Origin of the sequence: Vibrio sp. 10N.222.55.C6 (assembly GCF_041473395.1) — a bacterium.
GTDB classification, from domain to species: Bacteria; Pseudomonadota; Gammaproteobacteria; order Enterobacterales; family Vibrionaceae; genus Vibrio; species Vibrio crassostreae_C.
The window spans coordinates 216,528-241,610 of the sequence record NZ_JBFRSD010000005.1; the positions used below are offsets into that span (position 1 = coordinate 216,528).

23 protein-coding genes are annotated in these 25,083 nt (G+C 45.5%); 10 read left to right on the top strand and 13 right to left on the bottom strand.

The window, feature by feature from the left end:
- The first annotated feature begins 31 nt into the window (after window positions 1–31).
- The 7 genes from AB4486_RS06730 (at window position 32) to AB4486_RS06760 (ending at window position 4,740) form a co-directional block, all read left to right on the top strand.
- Window positions 32–1,312, top strand: coding sequence for a class I SAM-dependent methyltransferase (locus tag AB4486_RS06730; protein ID WP_372116779.1), 1,281 nt, complete (start codon window positions 32–34; stop codon window positions 1,310–1,312).
- Window positions 1,290–1,811, top strand: coding sequence for a DUF2878 domain-containing protein (locus AB4486_RS06735; protein ID WP_017061278.1), 522 nt, complete (start codon window positions 1,290–1,292; stop codon window positions 1,809–1,811). Before AB4486_RS06730 ends, AB4486_RS06735 begins: the two co-directional genes overlap by 23 nt.
- Before the next feature lie 3 nt (window positions 1,812–1,814).
- The gene (locus tag AB4486_RS06740; RefSeq protein ID WP_017061277.1) at window positions 1,815–2,390 is read left to right on the top strand and encodes a chalcone isomerase family protein; all 576 of its coding nucleotides are present in this window, start codon (window positions 1,815–1,817) and stop codon (window positions 2,388–2,390) included.
- Window positions 2,387–2,929, top strand: a complete 543-nt coding sequence (locus AB4486_RS06745; RefSeq protein ID WP_017061276.1) for a DUF3833 domain-containing protein — start codon at window positions 2,387–2,389, stop codon at window positions 2,927–2,929. The genes AB4486_RS06740 and AB4486_RS06745 overlap by 4 nt, the downstream gene beginning before the upstream one ends.
- 246 nt (window positions 2,930–3,175) lie before the next feature.
- Window positions 3,176–3,439 (top strand): hypothetical protein, encoded by a 264-nt coding sequence (locus tag AB4486_RS06750; protein WP_017061275.1) that lies wholly within the window; start codon window positions 3,176–3,178, stop codon window positions 3,437–3,439.
- A 279-nt stretch (window positions 3,440–3,718) separates the two neighbouring features.
- Complete coding sequence (locus AB4486_RS06755) at window positions 3,719–4,393, top strand: SDR family NAD(P)-dependent oxidoreductase (RefSeq protein WP_372116781.1); 675 nt, start codon at window positions 3,719–3,721, stop codon at window positions 4,391–4,393.
- A 107-nt stretch (window positions 4,394–4,500) separates the two neighbouring features.
- A complete protein-coding gene (locus AB4486_RS06760; RefSeq protein ID WP_017061273.1) occupies window positions 4,501–4,740 on the top strand; it encodes an RNA-binding protein in 240 nt (79 codons plus the stop codon).
- Between the two features lie 144 nt (window positions 4,741–4,884).
- Here AB4486_RS06760 and AB4486_RS06765 read toward each other — a convergent pair whose 3' ends face one another.
- The 4 genes from AB4486_RS06765 to AB4486_RS06780 form a co-directional block, all read right to left on the bottom strand.
- On the bottom strand, window positions 4,885–5,229 hold the full coding sequence (locus tag AB4486_RS06765) for a ribosome recycling factor family protein (protein ID WP_017061272.1): 345 nt from the start codon (window positions 5,227–5,229) through the stop codon (window positions 4,885–4,887).
- Between the two features lie 169 nt (window positions 5,230–5,398).
- On the bottom strand, window positions 5,399–5,866 hold the full coding sequence (locus AB4486_RS06770) for an OsmC family protein (RefSeq protein ID WP_017065091.1): 468 nt from the start codon (window positions 5,864–5,866) through the stop codon (window positions 5,399–5,401).
- 28 nt (window positions 5,867–5,894) lie between these two features.
- A complete protein-coding gene (locus tag AB4486_RS06775; protein ID WP_102320400.1) occupies window positions 5,895–6,287 on the bottom strand; it encodes a GFA family protein in 393 nt (130 codons plus the stop codon).
- Between the two features lie 126 nt (window positions 6,288–6,413).
- Window positions 6,414–7,322 carry a LysR family transcriptional regulator gene (locus tag AB4486_RS06780; RefSeq protein WP_372116783.1) on the bottom strand — a complete coding sequence of 303 codons (909 nt, stop codon included), beginning with the start codon at window positions 7,320–7,322 and terminating at the stop codon, window positions 6,414–6,416.
- Between the two features lie 173 nt (window positions 7,323–7,495).
- Here AB4486_RS06780 and AB4486_RS06785 point away from each other — a divergent pair, with 173 nt between their 5' ends.
- From AB4486_RS06785 to AB4486_RS06795, 3 genes are all read left to right on the top strand, one after another.
- Entirely contained in the window at window positions 7,496–8,179 is a 684-nt protein-coding gene (locus AB4486_RS06785) for an SDR family oxidoreductase (RefSeq protein ID WP_065583949.1), read from the top strand.
- A 90-nt stretch (window positions 8,180–8,269) separates the two neighbouring features.
- Window positions 8,270–9,508: an MFS transporter gene (locus AB4486_RS06790; RefSeq protein WP_372116785.1), complete on the top strand. Its 1,239-nt coding sequence runs from the start codon at window positions 8,270–8,272 to the stop codon at window positions 9,506–9,508.
- A gap of 59 nt (window positions 9,509–9,567) precedes the next feature.
- A complete protein-coding gene (locus AB4486_RS06795; RefSeq protein ID WP_372116787.1) occupies window positions 9,568–10,656 on the top strand; it encodes an alkene reductase in 1,089 nt (362 codons plus the stop codon).
- A gap of 307 nt (window positions 10,657–10,963) precedes the next feature.
- On the opposite strand, the gene rlmJ is transcribed toward AB4486_RS06795, so the two are convergent.
- The 9 genes from rlmJ to AB4486_RS06840 all read right to left on the bottom strand — a co-directional run bounded on the left by rlmJ (window position 10,964) and on the right by AB4486_RS06840 (window position 25,078).
- Window positions 10,964–11,830 carry a 23S rRNA (adenine(2030)-N(6))-methyltransferase RlmJ gene (rlmJ, locus tag AB4486_RS06800; RefSeq protein ID WP_372116789.1) on the bottom strand — a complete coding sequence of 289 codons (867 nt, stop codon included), beginning with the start codon at window positions 11,828–11,830 and terminating at the stop codon, window positions 10,964–10,966.
- A gap of 201 nt (window positions 11,831–12,031) precedes the next feature.
- The gene (gene secF, locus AB4486_RS06805) at window positions 12,032–12,985 is read right to left on the bottom strand and encodes a protein translocase subunit SecF (RefSeq protein ID WP_048614133.1); all 954 of its coding nucleotides are present in this window, start codon (window positions 12,983–12,985) and stop codon (window positions 12,032–12,034) included.
- Between the two features lie 2 nt (window positions 12,986–12,987).
- Window positions 12,988–14,787, bottom strand: a complete 1,800-nt coding sequence (gene secD, locus AB4486_RS06810; protein WP_372116791.1) for a protein translocase subunit SecD — start codon at window positions 14,785–14,787, stop codon at window positions 12,988–12,990.
- 275 nt (window positions 14,788–15,062) lie between these two features.
- Window positions 15,063–15,527, bottom strand: a complete 465-nt coding sequence (locus tag AB4486_RS06815; RefSeq protein WP_372116893.1) for a hypothetical protein — start codon at window positions 15,525–15,527, stop codon at window positions 15,063–15,065.
- A 299-nt stretch (window positions 15,528–15,826) separates the two neighbouring features.
- Complete coding sequence (locus tag AB4486_RS06820; RefSeq protein ID WP_372116793.1) at window positions 15,827–18,595, bottom strand: M16 family metallopeptidase; 2,769 nt, start codon at window positions 18,593–18,595, stop codon at window positions 15,827–15,829.
- A gap of 297 nt (window positions 18,596–18,892) precedes the next feature.
- Window positions 18,893–21,655, bottom strand: a complete 2,763-nt coding sequence (locus AB4486_RS06825; protein ID WP_017066906.1) for a pitrilysin family protein — start codon at window positions 21,653–21,655, stop codon at window positions 18,893–18,895.
- Window positions 21,656–21,830: 175 nt separating this feature from the next.
- Complete coding sequence (locus AB4486_RS06830; RefSeq protein WP_017066907.1) at window positions 21,831–22,679, bottom strand: LytTR family DNA-binding domain-containing protein; 849 nt, start codon at window positions 22,677–22,679, stop codon at window positions 21,831–21,833.
- A gap of 72 nt (window positions 22,680–22,751) precedes the next feature.
- Entirely contained in the window at window positions 22,752–23,786 is a 1,035-nt protein-coding gene (locus AB4486_RS06835) for a sensor histidine kinase (RefSeq protein WP_102397968.1), read from the bottom strand.
- Window positions 23,786–25,078, bottom strand: a complete 1,293-nt coding sequence (locus tag AB4486_RS06840) for a hypothetical protein (RefSeq protein ID WP_372116795.1) — start codon at window positions 25,076–25,078, stop codon at window positions 23,786–23,788. Before AB4486_RS06840 ends, AB4486_RS06835 begins: the two co-directional genes overlap by 1 nt.
- Between the last annotated feature and the right edge of the window lie 5 nt (window positions 25,079–25,083).

Here is a 25,083-nt window from a genome sequence, read left to right on the forward strand (position 1 = left end):
AATATTAGAATGAGTTATCAGCGAGGTTTACATGGAACAGCTTGCCAAACAAAACAACAATATTGAACAACAAGCTAAAGCCGTTGCTGTTTCAAGCAACTGTAAATATCGAGCTTTAATCTTCAAGGTGTTAGAAAGCCTGCAATTCGCAACGCTTGAAATCATTGAGCGCGACCAGCATTCAGTATTTGGTGATCGAGAAGCTGAATTGAAAGGTCGAATCGTGATTCATGATGCGACCTTTTTTAGAGATGTGGTCATCAATGGCAGCATTGGGGCATCTGAAGCCTATATCGATGGTAAATGGACCAGCCCAAATCTAACGCATGTGATTCAAATCATGGCTCGTAACCAAGCCCAATTGGATGAGCTTGATGACAAGACACAATGGATTTCTCGCATCAAAAACCTATTGCTGCGTCGTAAGAATGCCAACACCGAGCAAGGCTCTAAGCGAAATATTCTCGCCCACTACGATATTGGCAACGAGCTGTATGAGCGCTTCTTAGATAGCTCGATGCAGTACTCTTCCGCAATCTACAGCGAAGACGCAGAAACCTTGTCGAAGGCTCAACAAAACAAAATGAAAACCATCTGTGAGCGACTAGAACTGTCTGAGAAAGATAGCGTGGTCGAGATAGGCACAGGGTGGGGCGGCTTAGCCATCTTCATGGCGCAACACTACGGTTGCCACGTCACCACTACCACGATCTCAGATGCCCAACATGCACTTGCTGAACAGAGAGTAAAAGCGCTTGGTTTAACCGACAAAATCACCCTGCTCAAAGAGGATTATCGCAATCTCACTGGTGAGTATGACAAGTTGGTTTCGATCGAGATGATAGAGGCGGTCGGACATGAGTATCTACAAACCTTCTTTGAAAAATGTTCCTCGCTACTTAAGCCCTCAGGCAAGATGCTGATTCAAGCAATTACTATTGCTGACAGCCGTTACGACAAATACCGCAAAGGTGTCGACTTTATTCAGAAGTACATCTTCCCCGGCGGTTGCCTACCTTCTGTTTCAGTGATGACCCAACACCTTGCGACCAGCACCGACCTTGTGGTTCAAGAAATTGATGACATTGGCCTGCACTACGCTCGAACGCTGAATGATTGGAACATCGCCTTTGAAAATAGTTGGGAAGAGCTAGAGTCTCTCGGCTATTCAGAAGAGTTTAAACGCTTATGGACCTTCTACTTCTGCTACTGTGAAGGCGCATTCAAAGAGCGCGTGATCAGCACTCACCATGTAGTCGCAAGAAAACCTCGTTACTTTGGAGCAAAAGATGAAGCGGTTTTGGATTATTAATCTCGTACTGTTTCAAGCGACCTGGGTTTGCAGTGCTTTCTTTACCGCGCAAGCCCCGTTCGTCACACCACTGATTGTAGTGGTTCACTTCCTTCTATCACCGACTCGCAGTAGCGATTTGAAGATACTCATTTTATTACCATTGGGGCTATTGCTTGATAGCCTCTTACTCCACTTCGGCGTGTTTGCCGTCGACTCTGAAATTGCGAATCAATCGTGGTTCCCGGTGTGGCTTGTCTGCCTGTGGATCATGTTCTTAATCAGTTTTAACCACAGCCTAAATTGGCTTTTAAAATGCTCGAAAGTGATCTTGTTTGTCATAGGGTTCGTAGCAGGTACTAGTAGTTATTGGGGAGGCATCAAAGCAGGTGCTCTTCTTACTACTTGGCCAGATGCATCGGTAGTTGCTGCCCTTGCAATAAGTTGGGGGATTTTGTTGCCCTTACTGGTGGCCGCCTACTCCAACTTAATACAACCTAAAATGGCAATAACGAGGTGACTTATGGCTTATCCACGCAACCCGACACAAACGTTCAAACCTGAGCGAGGTATTGTTCGCGCTCATCAGCAAGCAAAAAACACACTTCTAAGCTTTATTACTCTCCCGTTAATCTTTGCTGCGCTGTTATTTGCCGGACACGCTAGAGCCTCTGCTGTCGATGATCTGAACAAACGTGGTGAGGGTGAAATGAGTTACCTGTTTTGGACTCTCTACTCGGCAGAATTCTACGCGACTCCAACCAACTCCGAACGAGCTTTGAAGCTTGAGTATTACCGCTCTATCGATAGCAAAGACCTCGTAGACGCTACCGAAGATCAGTGGAACAAGCTTGGCTACTCTGACAGCAACATTCAACGTTGGTTGAAACCCTTGTACGCGATGTGGCCGAACGTGGAAGAAGGAAGCACACTCACGATTCGTGTCGCTGAAGATAACGTAAGTCGTTTTTATTTCGATGAACAACCGATCGGCACCATCCAAGACAAGCAATTTGGTGAAGCCTTTCTAGCGATTTGGTTGTCTGAAAACACCTCTGAACCCGGTCTTCGTAAACAACTTTTAGGTTTGAACAAATGAATCCAAAAACAACAATAATAAAATTTGCTCTGGCATTTTTTTCACTCACTTGGCTAGTGGGCTGTGGCTCTGCAAGTTTAGAAGACCATGTCGACACAACGCCAGAGCTCAAGCTTGAAACCTTTTTTAATGGCGAGCTAATGGCCTACGGCATGGTGCTAGACCGCTCTGGTAACTTACTGCGCCGCTTTGATGCCAAACTGATCGCGACTTGGGACGGTGACAACGGAGAAATAAAAGAGTGGTTCTCTTTTGCTGATGGCGAGCGCTCAACTCGCGTTTGGAATCTGATCAAAACGGGCGAAAACACCTATTCTGGGACTGCCAACGATGTCGTTGGAACCGCTTATGGTGAAACCCAAGGTTCTGCGCTGTATTGGAAATATGACTTAGAGATTGAAGTAGACGGCAGCACCTATGAAGTGGTGCTCGATGATTGGATGTTCTTAATGGACGATAAACGCTTGTTCAACAAGACTGAGATGTCTAAGTTTGGCTTTAAAGTCGGAGAGGTCATCTTATACATCGAGAAGATTTGATGTAACTGCCGTTTCTGATTCTTAGTTTTAAAACGATGACTACATCTACAGTACGTAACAAAACAGCCCACAACGAAAATTGTGGGCTGTTTTGTTTGATCCCTCGAATAGCATACATGCATGCTCAAGCCATTGTGCTAAGATGCGCCACCAGCATACAAATGGACTAGACTGACACTAAGCAGTCCCCATTTGTTTCGCTAAGCGTAGATTCCCTACCATGAATAATTGAAAAGGCTTTAAAGCATGAGCAAGTTGACCTCAGCGGAGCGTAAAGCTCGCGACAATGAACGTTTCTCACAACGCGTAAACGACCGCAGAGAAAAAGGTGAAGACGTAGTTGCTTACGCACTGACCAACAAAAAAGCTGTAAAATTCCTGACTAAGTCAGAGAAAAAACGTTTCAACGAAACGAGAGCGACTCTGCAAGAAGAGAAGCGAGTGAAAGAACAAGAAGAGCTTAACCGAATCGAAGACGCGTTCACGATCAAACAGTTCGACGACGAATAATCACTTATGATTACTCAAAAGCGCTGGCTCTATGCCGGCGCTTTTACTTGTTAGTTCGTTGTTTTTTAACGCTGTTATTTCTTGCTAAACCCGTCGATTCTTAACGGCTTTCCCCCACTTTCTTAGCTCAGCCTTACCGCTCGACCGATCACCCAAGCTATTAACCTATCAACCTATCAACCTATCAACCAGGCTATCGATCAACTTTAGCCATAGATCTCAGAAAATCTTAGCCTAGCCCCTTACTATCTCGAATCAACTCTACAAACTTAAGACAGTATGATTTTAATTACCGGATCAAGCAGCGGTTTAGGCGCAGCGCTCGCGATACAATACGCTAACACTGCAACAGACGCTCAGCGTGTAGCCATTACAGGTCGCAACGCACAACGTTTAGCAGAAGTAGCGCAGGGCCTACCTGCGAATACCATTAGCCAAGCGTGTGATCTCTGTGACCCGCACTCAGTGAGTGAGTTATTGGATGCGTTACCTGAAATGCCTAAACTGGTGATCCACAGTGCTGGCAGTGGCTACTTCGGTAAAATAGAACAGCAAGATCCAACCATCATCAGCGACATGCTGAAGAACAATATTGAGTCTTCGATCTTTTTGATTCGCGAGCTTGTACAGCGCTACAAAGATCAATCGGTCACCATCGCTGTGGTGATGTCGACGGCGGCCCAAGGTGCTAAAGCGGAAGAGTCCACCTACTGCGCGGCAAAATGGGCCGTGAAAGGCTTTATCGAATCGGTGAGGTTGGAACTAAAAGGTCACCCGATGAAAATCGTGGCGGTTTACCCTGGAGGAATGGCGACCGAGTTTTGGAATACAAGCGGTAAAGACATGGATACCTCGAGCTTTATGACCGCGCAAGAAGCCGCTCAGATGCTACAACAGGCGTTGACCAGCACAGAGCATGGCTTCGTATCAGACATCACGATAAACCGCGGCTAGTGCTTAGATAGAGCTACAAGGAAATAGAGCCGCGAGACAATTATTTGTGAGGGTGAGCATGAAAGTGTGCGACAATGCTCGGCGTAAATTCATATTCAAGGTTTATTATGAAACTTCTAGTTCGTAACCTATCGCGCTCTACCTCTGAGCAAGACATCCGTGTGCTATTTTCTGAGTTTGGCTCAGTAAAAGAGTGCAGCCTAGTTTTAGACCAAGAAACTGGCGACTCAAAAGGCTTCGCTTTTGTTGAAATGCCAGAGCAAGAAGAAGCTAAAGCGGCACTAAACAAGCTGAACTTGTCAAAGCTTGGCAAAAACACGATTCGTGTAAAAGTAGCGAACTCTTAATCGATTCAATGCTTCATAAGCCGCATGGCTTAGCTTAACAGCAGCACAGATGATAAAGCCCGTAACGATATGACGTTTTCCAGCGCAATATCGTTACGGGCTTTTTGCTGCTCGCAATTCTCTTTTCACACGATTTGAATACGCCTACAGACCTTCATGTTCATCAATAGCACGTCTTGCTTCGGCCATTGAACATCCAGATTCCATCACCAGCTGAGCCACAGTCATTGAAGGTGTAGCGGCCAACAGAGATGCCAAACACACCACGGGTTTAGGCAGCACTTTGTCGATTGCAATTGCTATCCAACCGTCTTTTTCATGGGTTAACATCGTTTTAAATTCAACGAGTTGATACTCTTGAGCGACCAACAGCCAATTACGCGAACGACGAACTCGTTTCAACTGACATCCACATTCCGCAGCATTCACCATCACTTGGCTTTTATCACTCACACGATGTACAAAACTATTCAATGGGACGCTAAACATAACTCTCTGCTAATCAATCTATTCCTACCATTCAAGAGCTCTCTACCTATCTCTCAAAACTTTCTAACTGTCACTCAATTAAAACCGTACGTAGGATTACACAGACACAAAAAAACCGCCAGTGATGCACTAAGCAACCTCGCGGTTTTTGGATGTTAACGTGTGTGGTTTACGCTTTAGTTTCTACCACAATGTCCGTTTTTACCGAGTTCGCGATAAAGCAGTTTTTGTGCGCCAAGTGGTGCAGTTTGTCGAGCTGCTTGGCGGTGGGCTTTTTGGTACCTAAAAACACAATTTTAGGGCGCAGAGTCACCTTAGTGACCGATGAGCGGCCAGATTCATCTTCTTCCAGCACACCAATCGCATCATCGACATAGGAGTCGATCACGTACTTCTGCTTTGCGGCAATGCCCAAAAACGTCAGCATATGGCAGCTAGAAAGTGCCGCGATAAACGCTTCTTCTGGATCAACATTCGCTTCCACCGAAAACGGCAGTGGCACAACATGTGGAGAGGACGAAGCAGGCACAGTGACACCACCATCGAACTCCCACGTATGACCTCGACTGTATTGATTGTCGCTAAAGACTTCATCTTCTGCTTTTTTCCAGCGAATGATCGCTCCGTATTCAGACATAATTCCTTCCTTTTTTATGCTCAATAAATTAACGATCAGCTGGATGATTGACACCATCGTTGGTCACCACATCACCAATATCAAAAGGATTTACCCCTTCCAAACAGCCGATGTTAAAACCGTATTCATTTGGGCTAGAACGGCGTTGATGATGGGTATAGATGCCGCAGTTTGAGCAGAAATAATGCTTTGCGGTGTTGGTATTGAATTGATAAAGCTTGAGATGCTCCGCACCTTTGAGGATCTTGATACCATCCAACGCAACAGAACCAACAATCGCGCCTTTTCGACGACAGATAGAGCAATCGCAGCGACGTGGTTTTTCTATCCCGTTAGGTAAGCTGAACTCTAGTTCAACCGCACCGCAATGGCAGGTTGCCTTGTGAAAAGGTTGGATAACCGTATCTCCGACGACTTTCATTTTTCTCTCCAATCACATCCTTATGTTGGTCGTATCATAACCAGTTCAATGTTCTCTGTCCGTACCCGGGTGTTGAGTTCGAGAGATCTGTCATGCGCTGCTTCTCGGCTAATCTAACTAGACTTTTCAACCAAATCGCTCAAACAAGAAATCAAGAAACAACCGGATACGCTTGGGCTGATATTTCTTGCTGATGTACACCACATTCAAATCGGCGCTCGACACCGACATCGCGGTATTGAAGTTTTTCATGTAGCCATTAAGCAGAGTCACAAGGCGTTGGTTATTGATGTCGTCTTGCACATCCAGCACCGATTTAAGCGCAATGCCCTCACCTTTTAATGCCCAGTACCGAATCACTTCACCATCATCTGAAAATCGCTTCGGCACAACCGTCACAGCCTTCTTCATATCATGATCTTGGAAGTGCCATGTCTTGAGCTCTTCATTACTCCGCAGCATCGCCAAACAGTCGTGTTCAACCAAGTCTTGCGGCGTCAACGGCGTCCCGTGTTTAGCGAGGTATTCAGGAGAAGCGCACAACACACGTCGGCTTGGCGATAAGCGTCTGGATATCAAACTGCTGTCGACCAGTTCACCATAACGGACCACGATATCCATGCCAGATTCAGCAATGTTCGAGAGGTTATCGTTCAAATACAGGTAAGGAATAACGTCCGGATACTGCTGGCAAAACTCCGACAAAATAGGAAGAATGTACTGCTTTCCGATGTCTTTTGGCGCGGCGATTTTTAGCGAGCCTTTGACTTCTTTTACGCCATTTTGAATCAGGTTTTCGGCCTCACTGACGTTGTCTAAAATCTCCAAACATGCCTTGTGATACAGATCTCCAGAGTCGGTCAAAGACACATGACGCGTACTTCGATTCAACAACTTCACACCATATCGTTCTTCAAGCGCCTGCAGCCTTGCTGTCATGGTCGCAGGCGATAAACCCAGTTCGCGCCCCGCCGCCGCTAACCCGTGATGCTTAACAATACTGACGAACATCGCCATATCTGAAAACTTATCCATACGATTCTCGCTTCCACCTCTTCGTCTTACTTCTCGATCTTAATGCTCGATTTGAATACTCAGTCACACTATTCAGCTTAACCGAATAATGAATTTATATTTTAACCAATTATCAAATTTAGTCGAATAAATATAATGGCAAACATCAACAGAACAACGCAGGAATTCAGAGAATGACTAACGAATCGACTAAACAAGAGCAACGCACTTTCGTCATCATTGGTGGCACATCAGGTATCGGCAAAGCACTAGCGATGCAACTAAGAAACGAGAACAACACGGTACATATTGCCAGCCGACACACAGGCGTTGATATCACCGATGAAAAGTCGATTTGTGAATACTTCGAATCGATTGGCGTGTTTGACCACTTAATCGTAACGGCTGGCTCATCCGCTCCCGCAGGAAAAGTAACAGACGTAGCAACCGCAAACGCTAAGACAGCTTTTGACACTAAGTTTTGGGGCAGCTTAAACGTAGCCAAACATGCCGCACGCTACATGACGCCAAACGGCTCTATCACCTTCACAACTGGTATGTTGTCACGCAAAGTTGTTGCTGGTACTTACGTAAAAACCGCCATCAACGCCGCACTAGAAAGCGTAACCAAAATACTGGCGAAAGAGCTATCACCCATTCGAGTCAATGCCGTTAGCCCGGGTTTAACCATGACGGAAGCCTACAAAAACATGGACGATTCCGCTCGTGCAAACATGTACGACAACGCCAAAAACAACCTACCCGCAGGTAAGGTTGGCGAGCCTTCAGAGATAGCCATGGGTTACCTGTTCGCAATTAATAACCCATACGTCACTGGGTCAATCATCGATATCGATGGCGGCGCTCTACTCGGCTAACACTCCGCAAAGAAGCAAAGACATAAAGAACAATCGTTAGGGCGTGTATCTCACGTCCTAACAAACAAGAATTTACATAGGTAGATCATCATGAAACAAGAAACCGTCAACCAAGAAACTATCCATAAAGAAACTACCCATAAAGAAAAGATTCCATTCCAAGTTTGGATACTGACACTCGCTGCATTTGCAATCGGCACGGCTGAGTTTGTTATCGCAGGCATTCTTCCACAGATCGCCACATCACTTTCAATCACAGAAGGCCAAGCTGGCTACCTTATCAGTGCTTACGCGTTGGCTATCGTTATCGGCGGCCCGATCTTAACCATCTACCTTGCTCGCTTTAACAAGAAGATGGTGCTGATTGGCTTAATGGCACTGTTCATCATCGGTAATGTCTTATCAGCCCTTGCTCCTAGCTACCCACTTCTACTTGCCAGCCGTGTTATCGCAGGCTTAGTGCAAGGCCCTTTTTATGGTATCGGTGCGGTTGTTGCAACCAACTTAGTGTCTGAAAAAATGGCAGGTCGTGCCGTTGGCCAAATGTTCGCAGGCTTAACACTCGCTAACGTTCTTGGCGTTCCAGCGGGTACATGGGTCAGCTTGCAATTCGGCTGGCACACTACTTTCTTTACCGTGGCAGCACTTGGCACTATCGCGATGCTTGCCATTCTGACTTCGATTAAATCGACTGGTCACAGTGAAGCAAAAGACATCAAAACTCAGCTGTTAGCGTTCAAAAACCCAATGCTGCTGATCAGCTTGGCAATCACTGCTTTTGCTTGGTCTGGCTTCATGACGCTTTACGGCTACCTTGCGCCAATCGCCATGCACATCACGGGTTACAGTCAAGAATCAGTGACTTGGATCTTAGTGATTGTAGGTGTTGGCTTAATCATCGGTAACACCTTGGGCGGACGCTCTTCAGATAAAAACCTAGGCAAAGCTTCAATGTTTTGGGCTGTCGCAATGATCGTGTCATTGGTGGTGGTTGGCCTTGTGGTAGACAACAAAATCCTATTCGTTGCAGCTGCATTTATCTTTGGTATTGCATCATTTGCGAACGTCCCTGCCATGCAACTTCGAGTAATGAACCACGGTGGCGAAGGGCAAGAGCTAGCAGCAACTGCGAATATCTCAGCGTTTAACTTAGCCAATGCCTTTGGTGGATTCCTTGGCGGCATGGTACTCGACAGCCAACTAGGCGCAGGCATGATTCCATTCGCAGCCGTTGTTGTCCCAGTGATTGGTTTGTTGCTTATTGCAAAAGCCAACCGATCTGAAAAGCCACAGAGCAACTCTATTTTCAGCCCAGCAGAAAGCAAATAACGCGACTTATCGCCCCAATAAAAAACGAAAGATCACAGCATTAAAACAAGGTAGAAACCATGAACAAATTATTCGAAGCATCAGAACTGAAAGGCCTAGCACTACAAAACCGCGTGGTTATGGCACCCATGACACGCGCTCGCACTAGCCAACCTGGAAACGTGCCAAACGACATAATGGCGACTTATTACCAACAACGAGCAAGTGCAGGGCTTATCATCACTGAAGCCACACAAATTTCAGATGATTCCCAAGGTTACTCATTCACACCCGGCGTCTATACCGATGCGCAAATCGAAGGTTGGAAATCAGTAACAACAGCAGCAAAAGAGCAAGGTGCCGCGATATTCTGCCAACTATGGCACGTAGGCCGAGTATCACACCCTACCTTTCAAAAAGGCGAGTTGCCGATTGCACCTTCTGCACTGGCACCCATAGAAACGCAGGTTTGGATCTCTGATGAAAATGGTAACGGCAACATGGTGGATTGCATCCAACCAAGAGAGATGACCCAAGCAGACATCGATCGTGTTGTTCAAGATTTTGCTAACTCAGCGAAAAAAGCTGTCGAGGCAGGGTTCAACGGAGTGGAAATCCACGGTGGTAATGGCTACCTCATCGATCAATTCCTAAGAACCAATTCAAATAAGCGCACCGACAACTATGGTGGCAGTCGTGAGAACCGACTTCGCTTTCTAATTGAAGTCGTGGATGCGGTAATTGAAGCGATTGGTGCTGACAAAGTGGGCGTACGTTTAGCCCCATTCATCACCTTCAAAGACATGAACTGCCCAGACATCGTGCCAACGATTTTAGAAGCGTCAAAGGAACTGCAGGCTCGTAATATCGCTTATCTACACCTATCAGAAGCCGATTGGGATGACGCGCCTGTGATACCTGAAAGCTTCCGTGTCGAACTAAGAGAGTTGTTCTCTAACACCATCATCGTTGCTGGCAGCTACACACCAGAACGCGCCGAAGAAGTGTTAAGCAAAGGCTACGCCGACCTTGTCGCATTCGGTCGCCCATTCGTTGCTAACCCAGATCTAGTTTCACGCCTACAAAACGGCAGCGAACTATCCGATCTCGATGGCGCCACTCTGTTCGGCGGCAACGAAAAAGGCTACATCGATTATCCAGCGTTGTAGTGAATTTGGAGGAGGTGATGGTTTCTAACCACTAGAAACATTTCCTTCAGGCAAAAGAAAGGCTCGCATGACTAGTGCGAGCCTTATGCAGTTTAGGGGGTAAACCACAATCTAGTTTAATCTTAAGATTAATTATTTAACTTATGAGCCATTATGCACTTGTGCGCATTGATATTCTATTTTTAAATGATTCACTGCAATTAATCAATCGATAAAAGTTAGCGTTTGGTCAATTTAAACCACATAAATAACAGTGATTTAGTGAACGACGTCTAGAAAATCATCATAAAATCCATAGAAATCATATTTATAGACTTCTCATTTGCCAATACCCTTCACCATTAGTCGCGAGTTGGCTGTGTAAATAATCAAGCGTATCCGCGACCGTTCCCGCAATGCCTTGGGGAGGATTGAACAACAGTAAACCACTACCGATCAGGCGATCATCACCCTTAGGATCTCGAAGGCGAAGCTCCGACTTAATCGGACTTGGCAGCAAACCATCTTTCACTGCGGTCACACAATGGTTCAAAATCAGTGAGCTCTTGTCATCCGTGTAGAGCGGGTACCAAATTAGTGCAGATACCTTCTCAGATTGCTGATACGCCTTAACCAAGGCATCAATCACCGCGAGATATTCTGAATCGGTTTCATAGGGTGGGTCGATAACAATCAGATGGTGGTTGTCATGTTTAGCAACGTCATCAGGTAACGCTTTAAGCCCATCACCTGCGCTAATCGTAAGCTTGCTTGAAATATCTAGGTTACATTGTAACTTCTCAATATTGGTTTGCAGTAAATCAGCTTCATCTTGCTGAATGTCTGAAAAATAGAAACTGTCTTGGCTGCGGCCTTGTTGATAGGTAATGGCAGCAGAACCGGGATACAAAGAGATAAGCTGATTCGGATTGTAGTATTCCAGCACCGTCATAAAAGAACTGAATGCCGACGGAAGATAAGCCTTATTTCGCCACAAGTATCCGACCCCTTCCGCAAACTCGCCCGCGTGATTGCTTGGTGCTGTGGTGAGGTCATAACACCCAGTACCTGAGTGTGTGTCGATAACGTTGAGGCGAGAGTGTTGCTGCATTAATGATTTAACCAGTGCACTTAAAACTGGATGCTTGAGTGCATCCCCATGGTCGCCTACATGACATTGATGTCGATATTCCATTCCCTTGCCTCATTTCTACGAACGTCATCTAAACATACTTCATATCATGAGGGCTTGCCTGCTCAATCCATCGTTTTTTGAAATAGGCTCTCTTTTCTGTAACTGTCTGACTCTTATAAAAAATAAAGCCCCTCGTTTTGTTATAAACGAAGGGCTTTGTTGACGTTACTGACTAAGTCGTACTGTTAACCAATAGAGAGCCTAAGGGTACTCACCCTCAACTTCTACCGGCGCTTTCACTTGGTAGTGACAAGGCTGTAGGCCAAGTAACTTAGGCAGTGTGATACCTACTGAAACTGAAGACCACGTACCACTGACAATACCTACAACCAGTGCAATCGCGAACCCTTGAAGTGCCGCACCGCCAAGTAGCCAAAGCGCAGATACGGTGATTAGCGTTGTACCTGAGGTCACCATGGTGCGTGAGAAGGTCGCTTTAACCGATTCGTTAAGCAGGTTATCAGTGTCACCATTTGGATTACCACGCAGCATCTCACGGACACGGTCGGCAATGATGATCGAGTCATTCAATGAATAACCCAAAATCGCCAACACAGCCGCTAACACAGTCAGGTTGAACTCAAACTGAGTAAAAGCGAACAGACCCAAGATAAGCGTCACGTCATAGATGATCGCGGCAAGGGCGCCGAGTGCTAAACGCCATTCAAAACGTACACTCAGGTACAGCATGATCATTAGGAAACACACCAATACCGCTAAGCCACCTTGGTCAACCATGTCTTGACCAACTTGAGGGCCAACCACGCTGCTGTTAAGCACTTTTACTTGGTCGCTTACAGAAGACAAAGCATCCACTAAGTTTGGCTGTGGAGCGTCTGTCAGTTGGCTATAACGGATTGTCCAGCGATCCTGTTCTGCCATACCAACCACTTGCACGTCTTGTTGGAAAGCTGTATCAAGTTTTGTTTTTAACGCATCTTTGGTGACTTGATCAGAGAGCTGAACCTCAGCAACCACACCACCTGTGAAGTCCAAGCCCCAGTTAAAACCTTTCACCGCCACCAGCATCACAGAGCTCATGAACAGCACAATAGAAATCACAGACATCACCTTACGAAGGCGAGTCATATTCTTGTCCGAAATATAGCTATTTGAAAAATAGCGGTCTGAAATAGTCATTTTTGAAGTACTCATGCTTAAATCCTTACATCGTGGCGTTGGTCACGCCCCCAAACCAAATTGATGATCGCTCGTGAAGCAAAAATGCCCGTAAACATACTGGTTAGAAGACCTAAGCCCAGTGTCAGAGCGAAGCCCTGAATCGGTCCATTACCAATGGTATATAGAGCCACAGCAACGATCATGGTAGTGACGTTAGCATCGAAAATTGACGAGAATGCGCTATCGAAACCACGGTCGATAGAGCTAGCAAAGCTGCGCCCTTCTTTCATCTTGTCTCGAATACGCTCGAAGATAAGCACGTTGGTGTCCACCGCCATACCAACGGTCAGTACTAGACCCGCAATACCCGGCAGAGTTAACACCGCACCCGGTAGCAGCGCAATCAAACCAAATAATGTGGTCATGTTAACCACCAATGCACAGTTCGCGACCCAACCTAAGCGGCGGTACCATAGCGCCATAAACGTTAGCGTAAGGCCAAGACCAAGTGCCAAAGCAGCAAAGCCGTTGGTTACATTTTCAGCACCCAAAGATGGGCCAATAGTACGTTCTTCAATGATGGTCACAGGCGCAGTCAATGACCCCGCACGCAACAGTAACGCAAGCTCTTGTGCGTCTGCCAAACTGCCTGCGCCAGTGATTCTGAAGCGGCTACCCAGTTGAGATTGGATGTTTGCCACACTAATCACTTCACTGTCTTGCTTGCTGTTGCCCGCTCTATCACGGCTGTATTCGCTGTACACCGTTGCCATTGGCTTACCGATGTTATGACGTGAGAACTCGGACATTTTCTTACCACCAGAAGAATCCAGCGTAATGTTGACTTCTGCACTGCCCATCTCACCAATGCCACTGCGAGCATCAATAATGTGTTCGCCACTCAACACAGCCTTGCGGTCGACTACCACACGGTTGCCGTCTGAATCTTTCAGGGTTTGAGTACTGCGAGTGGCATTGTCGTACACCGAATAGAACGCCAATGATGCCGTTGCACCAATCACGTCTTTCGCTGCAGCAGGGTCTTGTACACCCGGCAACTCGATACGGATACGGCTTTCACCTTGGCGTTGAATCGATGCCTCCGTGATGCCTAGCTCTTCAATACGGCTGCGCATGATTTGCAGGTTTTGTTGAACCGTAAGGTTGCGTAGCGTTCTTTGCTCTTCTTCAGACTGAGTTAACGTTAGCGACTTGTCTGAGCGGTTACGTAGCCATTGTGGGAACTCTTGACGAATCAGCTTCTGGGCTTTTTCGAAATCGGCGTCGGTACGGAAATCAAACTGAACTTGGTTGTTCACCACTTTACCGCGGGCATAACGCACCTGACTGGTCACCTCGTCGACCATCGCTTGAGCTTGCGCGTGATAAACAGGCTCCATATCCACTTCTAACAGGAACTGCACACCACCACGTAAATCAAGGCCTAACTGAATCGGCGCAAAGCCCATGTCAGTTAGCCATTTAGGTGCTGCTGGTTCCATCGCTAGCGCAACCGTCGCGTTATCCAATAGGCGCTCATTCAGCACCTCTTTAGCCTTCGCTTGTTGTTCTGCGTCTTCCAAGATCACGACTAAACGTTGGTCTTTTTGAAATGCCGATTTAGCTTGGATGCCTTCGCTCGCAAGGTATTGGGTAATTTGACTCGCATCGATGGTCTGTTCGGAACGATTGTTAATTTGAACCGATGCATTTTCGCCATACCAAGAAGGTAAAGCACTCAGAACCATGATGATGATGGTGGCGATAAGCACCACGTATTTCCACTTTGAGTAGTGGTTAATTTGTTTTCTTTGAATGCGTTTTTTCACAGTCAAGATCTCTTCTTTCTACCAATCACCGTAAATACGTGCTCAAAAATAGCACCAGAAAAAAGCAGTGATCGAGCATTTTAACCAGCTAGGGTGACCAGTTATTTACTACGATTGGTATGTCTAATATTTTGCGAACACGAGCGATGGCTAATCACGACCAGAACAAGCTGATTGAAAGATAGTGATGCTAAAGCTGATGTCGCTATGCTTGTTTTGATTAACTGGCGAGTTCAACGGGCACAAGTGACCATCGATACGACCAATTTAGGGTCAAACGATTAGCTAAGAAGTTCTCGGAAATGCGAGTATTGGATGTTGCCCTCTTTCCACCCAGCAAGCCGGGAGGACGGAGAACTCACAATGCTGGTCCAGTGCTGCTTGGAATCCAACAATGGTGTGTTGAAAAGCAGAGAAGCCAGTAATGAAGGGGGAGAGAAGTCGATCAGTAGGTGATAAGCAGGCTCAAGATCGGCCACGCTTTCTTGCTCATTACTGAGCATACGTCTGAAGTTTGCTGCTTGAAGGCTTGATTCGGTGTCGTGATAGTTGGAACTGTCACCAGAAGGTACTGTGCCAAACTGAGCCTTATCGCACTCTAAGTAGCTCGACGGATTATCCGTATCAGCTTGTTTACAAAAATAATTCTGTGAAGATTGCTCTTGAGCCGAGTATATTTGAAATGGCTTAGAAGGAAACGAATAGCCGTTAGAATTCACTAAGCCAAAGCTCAGTAAAAACAACATTAAGACTAATCGGGTACCCAGTTTAAGCAATCTAATATCCAAACAACATTCTCGTAGATCGTCAATCTACAATACAAATGAAACGCTGTCTTGATTTAAAACATTTTTTTAGAAAATGATACGATGCAACCGATTAAGCGATCTCAAAATTTAGATTTACATAGATCTAAAACGGCTTAACAACAGGTGAGGCATAGACGTTATGAATGGTGGGAAAACAAGAAAGCCAAGCGGTGCTCGCTTGGCTTTGAGTTGTCTCTTTCTGTTGGTTTCAAGCTTTAGGCTTTAGGCTTTAGGCTTTAGGCTTTAGGACGCATGATGTTCTTAACCTTACGGCTATCTTCACCAAAGATGCGTTGGACAAGTTGATTCATGTCTTCCGCAGTAATCGACCTCGCCACTCGCTCAACTTGAGACAAAGCTTCGATATCGTAACCATGAAGTAAATAACGAGACAGATACCATGCTTGGTCAATAGAGCTCGTCTCGAGAGGCGTGAAGTCCGCTTCAAACTGTTTCACGACTGCGTGCATTTCCTTTTCAGAGACGCCTTGTAAAAGGTCTGCAATCACTTTATCGATCGCCACTTCAACTTGGTCAACGTTCTCCGGCGCTACCATCGCCCCGATAACCCACTCACCACTCAGCTCACTATCTGCGGATGATGAATACGTATATGGCGAGTAATCTAAGCTCAACTCTTCACGAATATAGGTATCTAAACGAGTCGCCAGCAAGCGCTGCAGCAAGTCTTCCATGAAAACATCTTTTGCCGACATTTTAACTTCAACGCTAGGCTCAGAGATAACTCGTAGGATGTACTCTGCACTATTCACATTGTTGATCGCTAAATCAATGCGTGATTCAGATGGCTGCTTGTAAGCCACCTTAAATTCAGGAACCTCAGCTTTTTCTAATGGAATCGAAGCCAAGTATTGCTCAACCAAAGGCTTTAATTCACTTGGGTCGATGTCACCCACGATCACCAATTGGTTATGCCTCATTTGACCAAACAATTGCTGATGAAGATTAGCGACGTCTTCCACAGAAACCGCTTCAACACGTTCTTTATCAACAAAGAGGTGGCCACTGTCTTGACGATAGATATTCTGGTTTCTTGCGCGCTCAAACTGACCGACAGGGCTGCTCAAGAAAGATTCTTGACCTTGTACAAACTCCTGTTTCACTGCCTCTAACTGCTCGGGAACAATTTTAGGCGCAGTTATGAAGGTATAAAGCGCAGCAAACGTATCTTTAAGTCCGTCTTTATTGATATTAAATTCAATACCATGACGAGTATTACCAATGAAAGAATCGGCGCTAATATTTTCACGATCAAAGTACGCTAAAAGCTCAGAGCCCGTAAACTCACCGACACCACTTCGAGCGAAGGTAGGTAACGCAACCTCAACAGCTGGGTACAAGCTCGGATCCAAAGCGGCTTTTCCGCCGAGGCTCATGTACATCACCCCAACATCATCACCTGCCTCATAATCACGCAGGTACCACATGTCGATGCCATTGCTTAACGTCCACTTTTGGATGTATGGGTCAATAGACATTTGTTCAGCAAGTACAACCTCGCCTTGCGAGCTAGGTACAGCAAAAGCGCTGGCTGTTCCAATCGCAAGCGGCGCAACTCCCGCCTCGCTATACGTGGCTTTTAAACTATCGAGAGAGTTGATGATCGCGGTTCTGTCTTCGGAGTCATCCATCCCAATAACAATAAAGTAATCATCAGAAAGTAGATTCTTGATGTTGTCGTTAATCACTTCAAGGCTCAAGTTAGCGATGAAAGCTTCCAAGCTTGCTTGATAATCTTTCTGTGATTGGACTATTCGATCATTGACTAACGCACTCACTTTGTAATTCGCGTGTTCAACACTGTCCATTTTATCCCAGTTATGCTCGATGTTATCCAGCAAGTCTTGGTAGTAGTACAGTTCGCCAGCAATATCCGTTTCCGAAACACCAAAATCACGCAATGATGCCAATGTAGAAAGCAGATCTTGTTGGATAACTTCACGGTCTCCAGCCGGAAACCCAACACTTATTGACGAATAGTAAAAAGCGCCCATTCGATAACTATCAGATGCAATCCATTGAGTCGGGAACGCGGCATCATTGAACACCGCTTCTAATCGTCGTTGAATCAATTGCTGAGCGGTTTCATCTAACCTGCGTTGATTCTGCTGAGCATGATTTTCAACTATATTTGAACCGCGGTTAAACGTCAGAGTGATGCTTGGCGCTTCTCTTCCTGCGTACTCAACATAATCATCTTCATTGAATGAGGTCGTTTTCTGTTTCTCTGGTCTCGGCGTATCGCCACGCTCCCAGCTAGAAAACTTTTCTTCAATAAGTGGAATCACAGTTTTGATGTCCACATCACCAGAAACGACCAGCTCAACTATTTGAGGTTGATACCAAGTCTGATAAAAGTTGGTGATGCCTTGAGGAGTAGCATTCACGATCGACGATTTAGTCCCTAATGCATCTTGCGATTCGTACGGGCCGCCTTCAACGAAGTAATCATAATATATATCTCCGAATGACTTATCATCGAGGCGAGCCATACGGAACTCACCAAGAACCACGCCTTTTTCTTTTTCGACTTCTGAACTTGATAGATCCAGGCCATCACCAATGTCACGCATCCACGTCAAAGCAGACTGCAATTGGATGTTATCTGGCAAATCTAACTGGTAGACCGTCTCTTCATAAGAAGTGTAGGCATTAATATCAGCACCAAAGCTAGCGCCTGCGTCTTCGAATAGACGAATCACATCATTTTGAGAGAAATTCTTACTGCCATTGAATGCCATGTGTTCCAAAAAGTGCGCGTAGCCTTCTTGTTGAGAAGTCTCTTGAATCGAACCGGCGTGCACGACTAAACGAACAGATACGGATTCTTCATGATCTGGATAAACATGATAAGTAAGGCCATTTTCTAGTTGGCCTGAAGCCCATGCCGGATCCGGCTGGATTGGCGTTTCGGTAGTTTTTGATGTTGAGCTACAGCCAACTAAGGTGAGGCATAGAGCCGTCGCTAAATAATATGTTTTCATAACAACCTCTTAATGTCATTCATCGACAATATACAGATTGAGCTAACGATTATTATTTAATATTGAACCTGATGAGTATCTTTGTGATCTAGATCTTTATTTTATAAATCATAAATCGTTATGTAAGATCGCTGTGCTCATTTAAAGTGGTGTTTTGATAAGAGCCTAATACATCGATTTTAGACTCGCTTGTCAGTGCAATAAAAAAAAGCCAAATGCTTGAACATTTGGCTTGTAAGTGAATCCACATATAAAAAGTAGAAGCGGCTTTCAAGAAAACCACTCACCTAACTAGACCTAACCTTGTGGGCTTAACAAATTCTTCAGCTGATAGCTGTTATCACCAAAAATTTCTTTCGCATACTCTGTCATGTCTTGACTAGAAATTGAGTCTGCCGTCCCCTGCAGGTCGAACAACACCTCAAAACCATAGTCATGAATCAAATAACGAGAAATAAACCAAGCTTGTTCGGTAGGCTTATATTTAAGTGGAGTAAGGTCCGCTACAAGCTGCTTAGCGGCCGTCCGAGTCTCATCTTCAGAAATCCCTTTTGCCGCTTCAGCAATGACCTTATCAATCGCCTGTTCAATTTTATCTGAGTTTTCTGGAGCCGTTAAAGAGCCGATTAACCAGTCATGACTCGGCTCACTGTCTTGTGCAACCGAGTACACATAAGGCGCATAATCCAAACCTAACTCTTCACGAACATAAGCCGTTAAACGGCTCGACAACACGCGCTGAAGCATATCGTCCATAAACACATCTTTTGCGGTTTGATCCCGAGCTTGCTGGGAAATCACACGCAATAAATACTGACTGCTGTCTTCATTATTGACGGATATATCCATTCGTTCTTTCGAATCAGGACTATAAGCCACCTGATAATCAGGAGACACAGCGGCTTCTAATGGCAACGATGCAACGTATTGACGCACAAGAGGCTTAATTTCAGCGGGGTTAATATCAGCAACAATAACCAATGTATTGTCTCTTAATTTTTGAAAGAGTTGATGCTGTACGTCTAGTATATCTTGCGACGTGACAGCTTTAATATCGTCACTTTCAAGCATCATGTGACGGCTGCTTGTTTGATAGCTATTGCGATTAACCATCTGAATAAACTGACCAACTGGTGTTTCTAAATATGCTGTACGATCTTGAGCAAATTCAGACTTCACAGCCTCAAGCTGGGCACTGTCTATTTTAGGTTCGGTTACAATGGTATGGAGCGCAGCTAAACCCTCTGCAAGCGTCTTTTTCTTGGCGCTTATTTCTAAACCATGATGAGTAAAGTTGATAAAGGGGTAGATTTCAATGTCTTCGCGTCTCAAGTGAGCGGTGAACTCCGAACCACTAAATTTACCAACACCACTACGAATCGAAGCTGGCAGAGCAATCTCTACAGCAGGAAACAGCGAAGGACTCAGCGCCGCTTTTCCCCCCTCACTTGCATAGTAAACCCCAACACTATTACCAGCCTCAGAGTTACGGAGATACAAAACTTCAATGCCGTTGCTTAGTGTCCATTGCTTCAAATTAGGATCGTCACTCACCTGAACTTGTTTTACAATTTCACCTTGAGACGCTGGTACACTAAACGCCGAGCTTGCAGTAACGAGCAATGGTCTGTTACCTGTCTTTTTATAGGCTTTTCTGACATCTTTTAGCTCGTTATTCATTGCCTGCAAGTCTTCTTTAGACGATAAACCTAATCCCAAAATATATGGACTAGAAAGTAAATCATCTAAATTATCATTTACGGCTTCTAGATCCGTACTCGAAAGAAACTCTTTCAAGCTCGACTTATAATCAAGCTGTGATTGAACCGTTTGGTTAATCACCAGCGCCGTCGACTTACCGTCAGCATGAGCTACTGCGTCCATTCTCTCCCAGTTAGCTTGAATGTCATCAAGGTTAGCTTGGTATTGCTGTATCACACTCGTGAATTCATATTCGCTCACACCATAATCACGCAATGAGGCGAGAGTAGAAATAAACTGCTGCTGGCTTTGCTCTCGACTATCGATAGGAAAGCCAACCGTAGTAATGGAATACCTTTGGTACTCTAAGAAATAGGGAGTCGAAGCAACCCATTGCACTGGCAATGCAGCGTCAACAAAATCTGAATTCAACCTTTGTTGGATGAGTTGTTGAGCAATATCATCTAGCCAAAGCTGATGTTGTTGCTCATGGCTCTGTGTCACTCTTTGCCCACGCTCAATCACTATCCCGATGCTCGGTGGCTCGCTCCCAGCTCCATACGCCACAAAATCTTGAGTATTGTAATCCGCTGACGTGTTCTTCACGGGAACCGGTGTTGTGCCTCTTTGCCAATCAGAGAAAGTTTCTTCAATCAAAGGGATCACTTCTGCCAGAGTGATATCACCAGAGACAATCACCTCGGCTAACTGAGGTTGATACCAGGTTTGGTAATAGTTATTTAACTCTTGAACATTCGCATTAGAAACGGATTCTTTATTGCCAATGGGATCGTTGGTTTGGTAATTCGTGCCTTCAACCATATGATCGTAGAATTTAAATGAGAGAGGCTTATTTTCAACTCGTGTGTGTCGAAATTCTCCTAATATCACCCCTTTCTCTTTTTCGATCTCAGCGCCGGACAGCAGTAAACCATCGCCAATATCTCTAAACCATGCCAACGCTTTATCTAGATTCTTGTTGTCGGGTAGATCTAACTTATAGAGGGTTTCTTGATAAGAGGTATAAGCATTTAAGTCAGCGCCAAAGCTAGCACCAGATTGCTCAAATAACTCTACTACATCATTCCCTGAAAAATTGTTGCTGCCATTAAACGCCATGTGCTCAACAAAATGGGCATAACCTTTTTGTTGATCGCTCTCTTGAAAAGAGCCGGCATGCACAAGTAAGCGTACCGATACTGGTTGTTCTCGGTCAGGGTAAACGTGGTAGGTTAAACCGTTATCTAATTCACCTGTGACCCAATATGGATCGGATTTCAATAACGTTTGTTGATGAGGAGTAGAACTGCAACCTAGCAATGTGGAGCTCAATACGACGACTAAATAGTATGCTTTCATAACGATCTCTTTGAAGGGCTTTGCTTCAATATATCCGATCGCCAAAGTGTAATAATTCGCCATTAAATCAAACGACTAAAATTTTAGAGTCACTCGATATAAATATGAAAGTGTTTAATTTATAAATTACATGAATCAATTATAAAGGTGATATGTCGCGCCTTTTGCTCGTACGCTACATACCCTTAAACAACGCTTGCGAGGCACGGCTGATCGGTAGCTTTTCCCCTGACACATACGCCGACATCTGACCTGAGAGCCCTTTCTTCACCTTATCAATGGCGGAAACTTTCACTACCACTGAACGGTGGATTTGCCAAAACTCATCAGGATTGAGTTGCGCTATCAACTCTTTTAGTGACACGCGAAGAATATACTCCTCTAGCGATCCCCCTTGACCCTTCTTAAATATAGACACGTACTTGTCTTCTGCTTTGAAGTAAGCGACATCATCGACGGCGATTAGGTGAATGTCTTCCCCTACACTGGCTTTGAGCCATGTGAGATACTTTTTCTCCGATAGATAAGGAGGCTGCGTTTGCTGTGACGTCGACTGGGATAGTTGTTGAAGCTGAGCCATTAACGCCGTGATATCGGGCTGTTCTGGCGTGGTACCTGTTTGTGTTTGATTGCTCGACAGACGCGCTTGCACTTTCTGACATGTGGCCAGTAAACGCTCTTCATTGATTGGCTTAAGCAGGTAGTCCATCGCATTGTGATCAAAAGCTTTGACCGCGTATTCGTCATAAGCCGTGATAAACACAATCAATGGCGGTGAATCTAACTTGTTGAGTTGTTTCGCCAGAGAGATACCATCCAGTTCCGGCATACGAATATCGAGAAAAGCCACGTCGGGCTTAAGCTGCTGAATACTCTCCATCGCCTCCAAACCGTTTTGTGCTTTACTGACGATTTCTAACTCCGGCCAAACCTCAGCAAGGCTCTTGTCTAAGTGGTGCCTTAACAGTGCTTCATCGTCTGCGATTATCGCCGTTACGCTCGGCTGTACTGTTGGGTTGTTCATGGTTAGTCCTTTAAATTCACACTGTAAATCGTCTATTTTGCGTCACTGTTCGGTGTTTTCTGATCTGTAATTCTAGGCGGCTGCCTCAGTCAACGGTAACAAGATCGTCGAGACTACCCCGCCTTCAGCGTGTTCAGTAATCGTTAGGCTCGCCTTATCACCATACAGGGTTTCGATTCTTTGACGAATATTGCTTAACCCAACACCGTGACCCGTATTCGCAGAAGGCGTTTTCAACCCAGCGCCATTATCAGCCACTTCAATTTTTAGCTGCTGTGCTTGTTGAGTAATACGAATATTCACTTGGCCACCAGCGGCTTTGGGCTCGATGCCGTGCGTGAGTGCATTCTCGACCAAAGGTTGAATCAAGAACGGTGGAATCACCTGCAAATCGCTAATCTCGTGTGTTTCAATCGAGAACGTTAAGCGCTCACCCAAGCGTATCTTTTGGATATTAAGATAAGCGTCTAACAAGTCGACCTCTTGTGCGATGGTCGATTGTTCAGTGCGGCTGTTTTTCAGAGTTACACGTAATAAGTCAGTCAGTTTTTCGAGCATCAACTTGGCTTTCGCGCTGTCACTCTCAATCAATACATTGATGGTCGCAAGCGTGTTGAACAAGAAGTGCGGTTCAATTTGGCTTTGCAGTTGTTTAAGCTGGCTTAGCACCACCACCTTTTCTTGGTCGGCCTGACGACGCTTGGCCACTTCCAATTCGTTATCGGCACGTAACTGCTGCTCCCGAGTATAGAAATAGTAATAGCAAACCGAACAGAAGATCACACCGAGCAAGACTACAGATTTAAGGTCCGAGATATTAGCCCCGAAATACCCGTTCAACCAATAGTGTGCGTTCAAGGTACCAAAGGTCATCGCGATCACCATTGAGATACCCACCTCAAGCGTTCGAGATGTCCTCTTAAACAACTTCACCAAGATGAAAGAAGAACCCACGGCGCTGTAGCCAAAGCCAAAACTGATTGCCAGGTTAACCGTTAATCCGCCGCCCCAAATCGTATGGGTTGTAATCGCAATAAGAACACAAAATAGCGTGGTGAACGCGAAACTCTTAATCCATGAAAATCGACTGTTTGAAGAAGTGTCCATTAAAATCGTCCTTTGATATTTAAGAGAATCATATGACTATCGGGTAAACTGGCGTAAGCAGAATCACTTTTACCACCTAGAAAGCGTGCAGCAAGTTCCAAATCCAACGATGAATTGCCATTATCTAAAGCCTGATAATTGAGCCACTGAGTCGCAATAAAACCGCCATCTTGAGGAGACAACATGACATCGAATGTTGGCGTGATATCTTCAAGCCAGCCATGTGTCGAATCCAGAGACCAATGAAACATGATGTTGTGTTGAACCAAATTGGCGTGCTGATAACCTTGAGCATAAGAACCTACCAACGAAGATGTCATCGGATTAACCGACAAAGACTCTGCACTTTCTATCGCGCTTTGCCACTCAGAATGACTCCAAGCGCGGCTATCAAACCAGTATTCCAGTACCACATTGTGGCCCGTCTCGTTGCCCCATATCAGTCCGAGTAAGGCTTGGTAAGCCTCGCCCTGCTCTTCTAGATAAACCGGTTTATGCAGTGAGTTAGGCTGGCTGTAACCCAAACTTTGTCGCTGATAAACCATCGAACCGTGAAACTCCCACGCGAGATTTAATACCGACACCAAGCTCGCTCCAAGCAAGCCGTGGCGTACATCGTCGTAATAAGCGATCCATTGATATTCGTGGTCGCCAACCAGATTGTAACGACGTATCCCAAAGCCTTGTTGCTGATTCTGCTTTTCGAATTCATTTACGTCTTGGGAAGTCCATGACGAATCGCTGTAAAGCAGTGTCCATTCGCCCGTCATATCGAACAGTGACGCCGAGGCAACACCTGCGCCCTCTTCTGCGACAATGCCAACAGGGTTTTGTCGGTAAGGCTTGATAATGTCTAACGGTCGGTAGCCATAACCAACACCCCAATCTAGGCGAACCTTACCGAGTGTCACATCAAGGTAGTGATCACCGAACGCTGAATTAGACAGTTCAACACCACCTTGCCAAAACAGCTCGCGCGCAATGAATTCCGATTCAAAGCTCGCGTCTTGGTCTTGAGGAGTATTAGTCAAAATATCATTGGCTTTCACGGCAAACAGGCCAAGCCAATTGCCATACCCAACTTCAAGATCCAACAAACCATTGAGTGACTGACGATTATCAGATGCAAAAGGGCTAAATGGCGACTCTCGCGATTCAACGGCTTCAGCACTCAGTTGCCAGTCCCACGCTAGGCTCAGATCGTCCGCTTGAGTCGTGTTACTCACACAAGACAATGCAAGAAAGCTAGCGATTAAAGGCTTAATGTGGAATCGACGACTAGAAGCTTTCATGGCAC

Bases quoted from the DNA above. Each gene is read 5' to 3' on its own strand.
- AB4486_RS06730 (WP_372116779.1), top strand. From the start codon at position 32: ATGGAACAGCTTGCCAAACAAAACAACAATATTGAACAACAAGCTAAA.
- AB4486_RS06735 (WP_017061278.1), top strand. From the start codon at position 1,290: ATGAAGCGGTTTTGGATTATTAATCTCGTACTGTTTCAAGCGACCTGG.
- AB4486_RS06740 (WP_017061277.1), top strand. From the start codon at position 1,815: ATGGCTTATCCACGCAACCCGACACAAACGTTCAAACCTGAGCGAGGT.
- AB4486_RS06745 (WP_017061276.1), top strand. From the start codon at position 2,387: ATGAATCCAAAAACAACAATAATAAAATTTGCTCTGGCATTTTTTTCA.
- AB4486_RS06750 (WP_017061275.1), top strand. From the start codon at position 3,176: ATGAGCAAGTTGACCTCAGCGGAGCGTAAAGCTCGCGACAATGAACGT.
- AB4486_RS06755 (WP_372116781.1), top strand. From the start codon at position 3,719: ATGATTTTAATTACCGGATCAAGCAGCGGTTTAGGCGCAGCGCTCGCG.
- AB4486_RS06760 (WP_017061273.1), top strand. From the start codon at position 4,501: ATGAAACTTCTAGTTCGTAACCTATCGCGCTCTACCTCTGAGCAAGAC.
- AB4486_RS06765 (WP_017061272.1), bottom strand. From the start codon at position 5,229: ATGTTTAGCGTCCCATTGAATAGTTTTGTACATCGTGTGAGTGATAAA.
- AB4486_RS06770 (WP_017065091.1), bottom strand. From the start codon at position 5,866: ATGTCTGAATACGGAGCGATCATTCGCTGGAAAAAAGCAGAAGATGAA.
- AB4486_RS06775 (WP_102320400.1), bottom strand. From the start codon at position 6,287: ATGAAAGTCGTCGGAGATACGGTTATCCAACCTTTTCACAAGGCAACC.
- AB4486_RS06780 (WP_372116783.1), bottom strand. From the start codon at position 7,322: ATGGATAAGTTTTCAGATATGGCGATGTTCGTCAGTATTGTTAAGCAT.
- AB4486_RS06785 (WP_065583949.1), top strand. From the start codon at position 7,496: ATGACTAACGAATCGACTAAACAAGAGCAACGCACTTTCGTCATCATT.
- AB4486_RS06790 (WP_372116785.1), top strand. From the start codon at position 8,270: ATGAAACAAGAAACCGTCAACCAAGAAACTATCCATAAAGAAACTACC.
- AB4486_RS06795 (WP_372116787.1), top strand. From the start codon at position 9,568: ATGAACAAATTATTCGAAGCATCAGAACTGAAAGGCCTAGCACTACAA.
- rlmJ (WP_372116789.1), bottom strand. From the start codon at position 11,830: ATGGAATATCGACATCAATGTCATGTAGGCGACCATGGGGATGCACTC.
- secF (WP_048614133.1), bottom strand. From the start codon at position 12,985: ATGAGTACTTCAAAAATGACTATTTCAGACCGCTATTTTTCAAATAGC.
- AB4486_RS06815 (WP_372116893.1), bottom strand. From the start codon at position 15,527: ATGTTGTTTTTACTGAGCTTTGGCTTAGTGAATTCTAACGGCTATTCG.
- AB4486_RS06820 (WP_372116793.1), bottom strand. From the start codon at position 18,595: ATGAAAACATATTATTTAGCGACGGCTCTATGCCTCACCTTAGTTGGC.
- AB4486_RS06825 (WP_017066906.1), bottom strand. From the start codon at position 21,655: ATGAAAGCATACTATTTAGTCGTCGTATTGAGCTCCACATTGCTAGGT.
- AB4486_RS06830 (WP_017066907.1), bottom strand. From the start codon at position 22,679: ATGAACAACCCAACAGTACAGCCGAGCGTAACGGCGATAATCGCAGAC.
- AB4486_RS06835 (WP_102397968.1), bottom strand. From the start codon at position 23,786: ATGGACACTTCTTCAAACAGTCGATTTTCATGGATTAAGAGTTTCGCG.
- AB4486_RS06840 (WP_372116795.1), bottom strand. From the start codon at position 25,078: ATGAAAGCTTCTAGTCGTCGATTCCACATTAAGCCTTTAATCGCTAGC.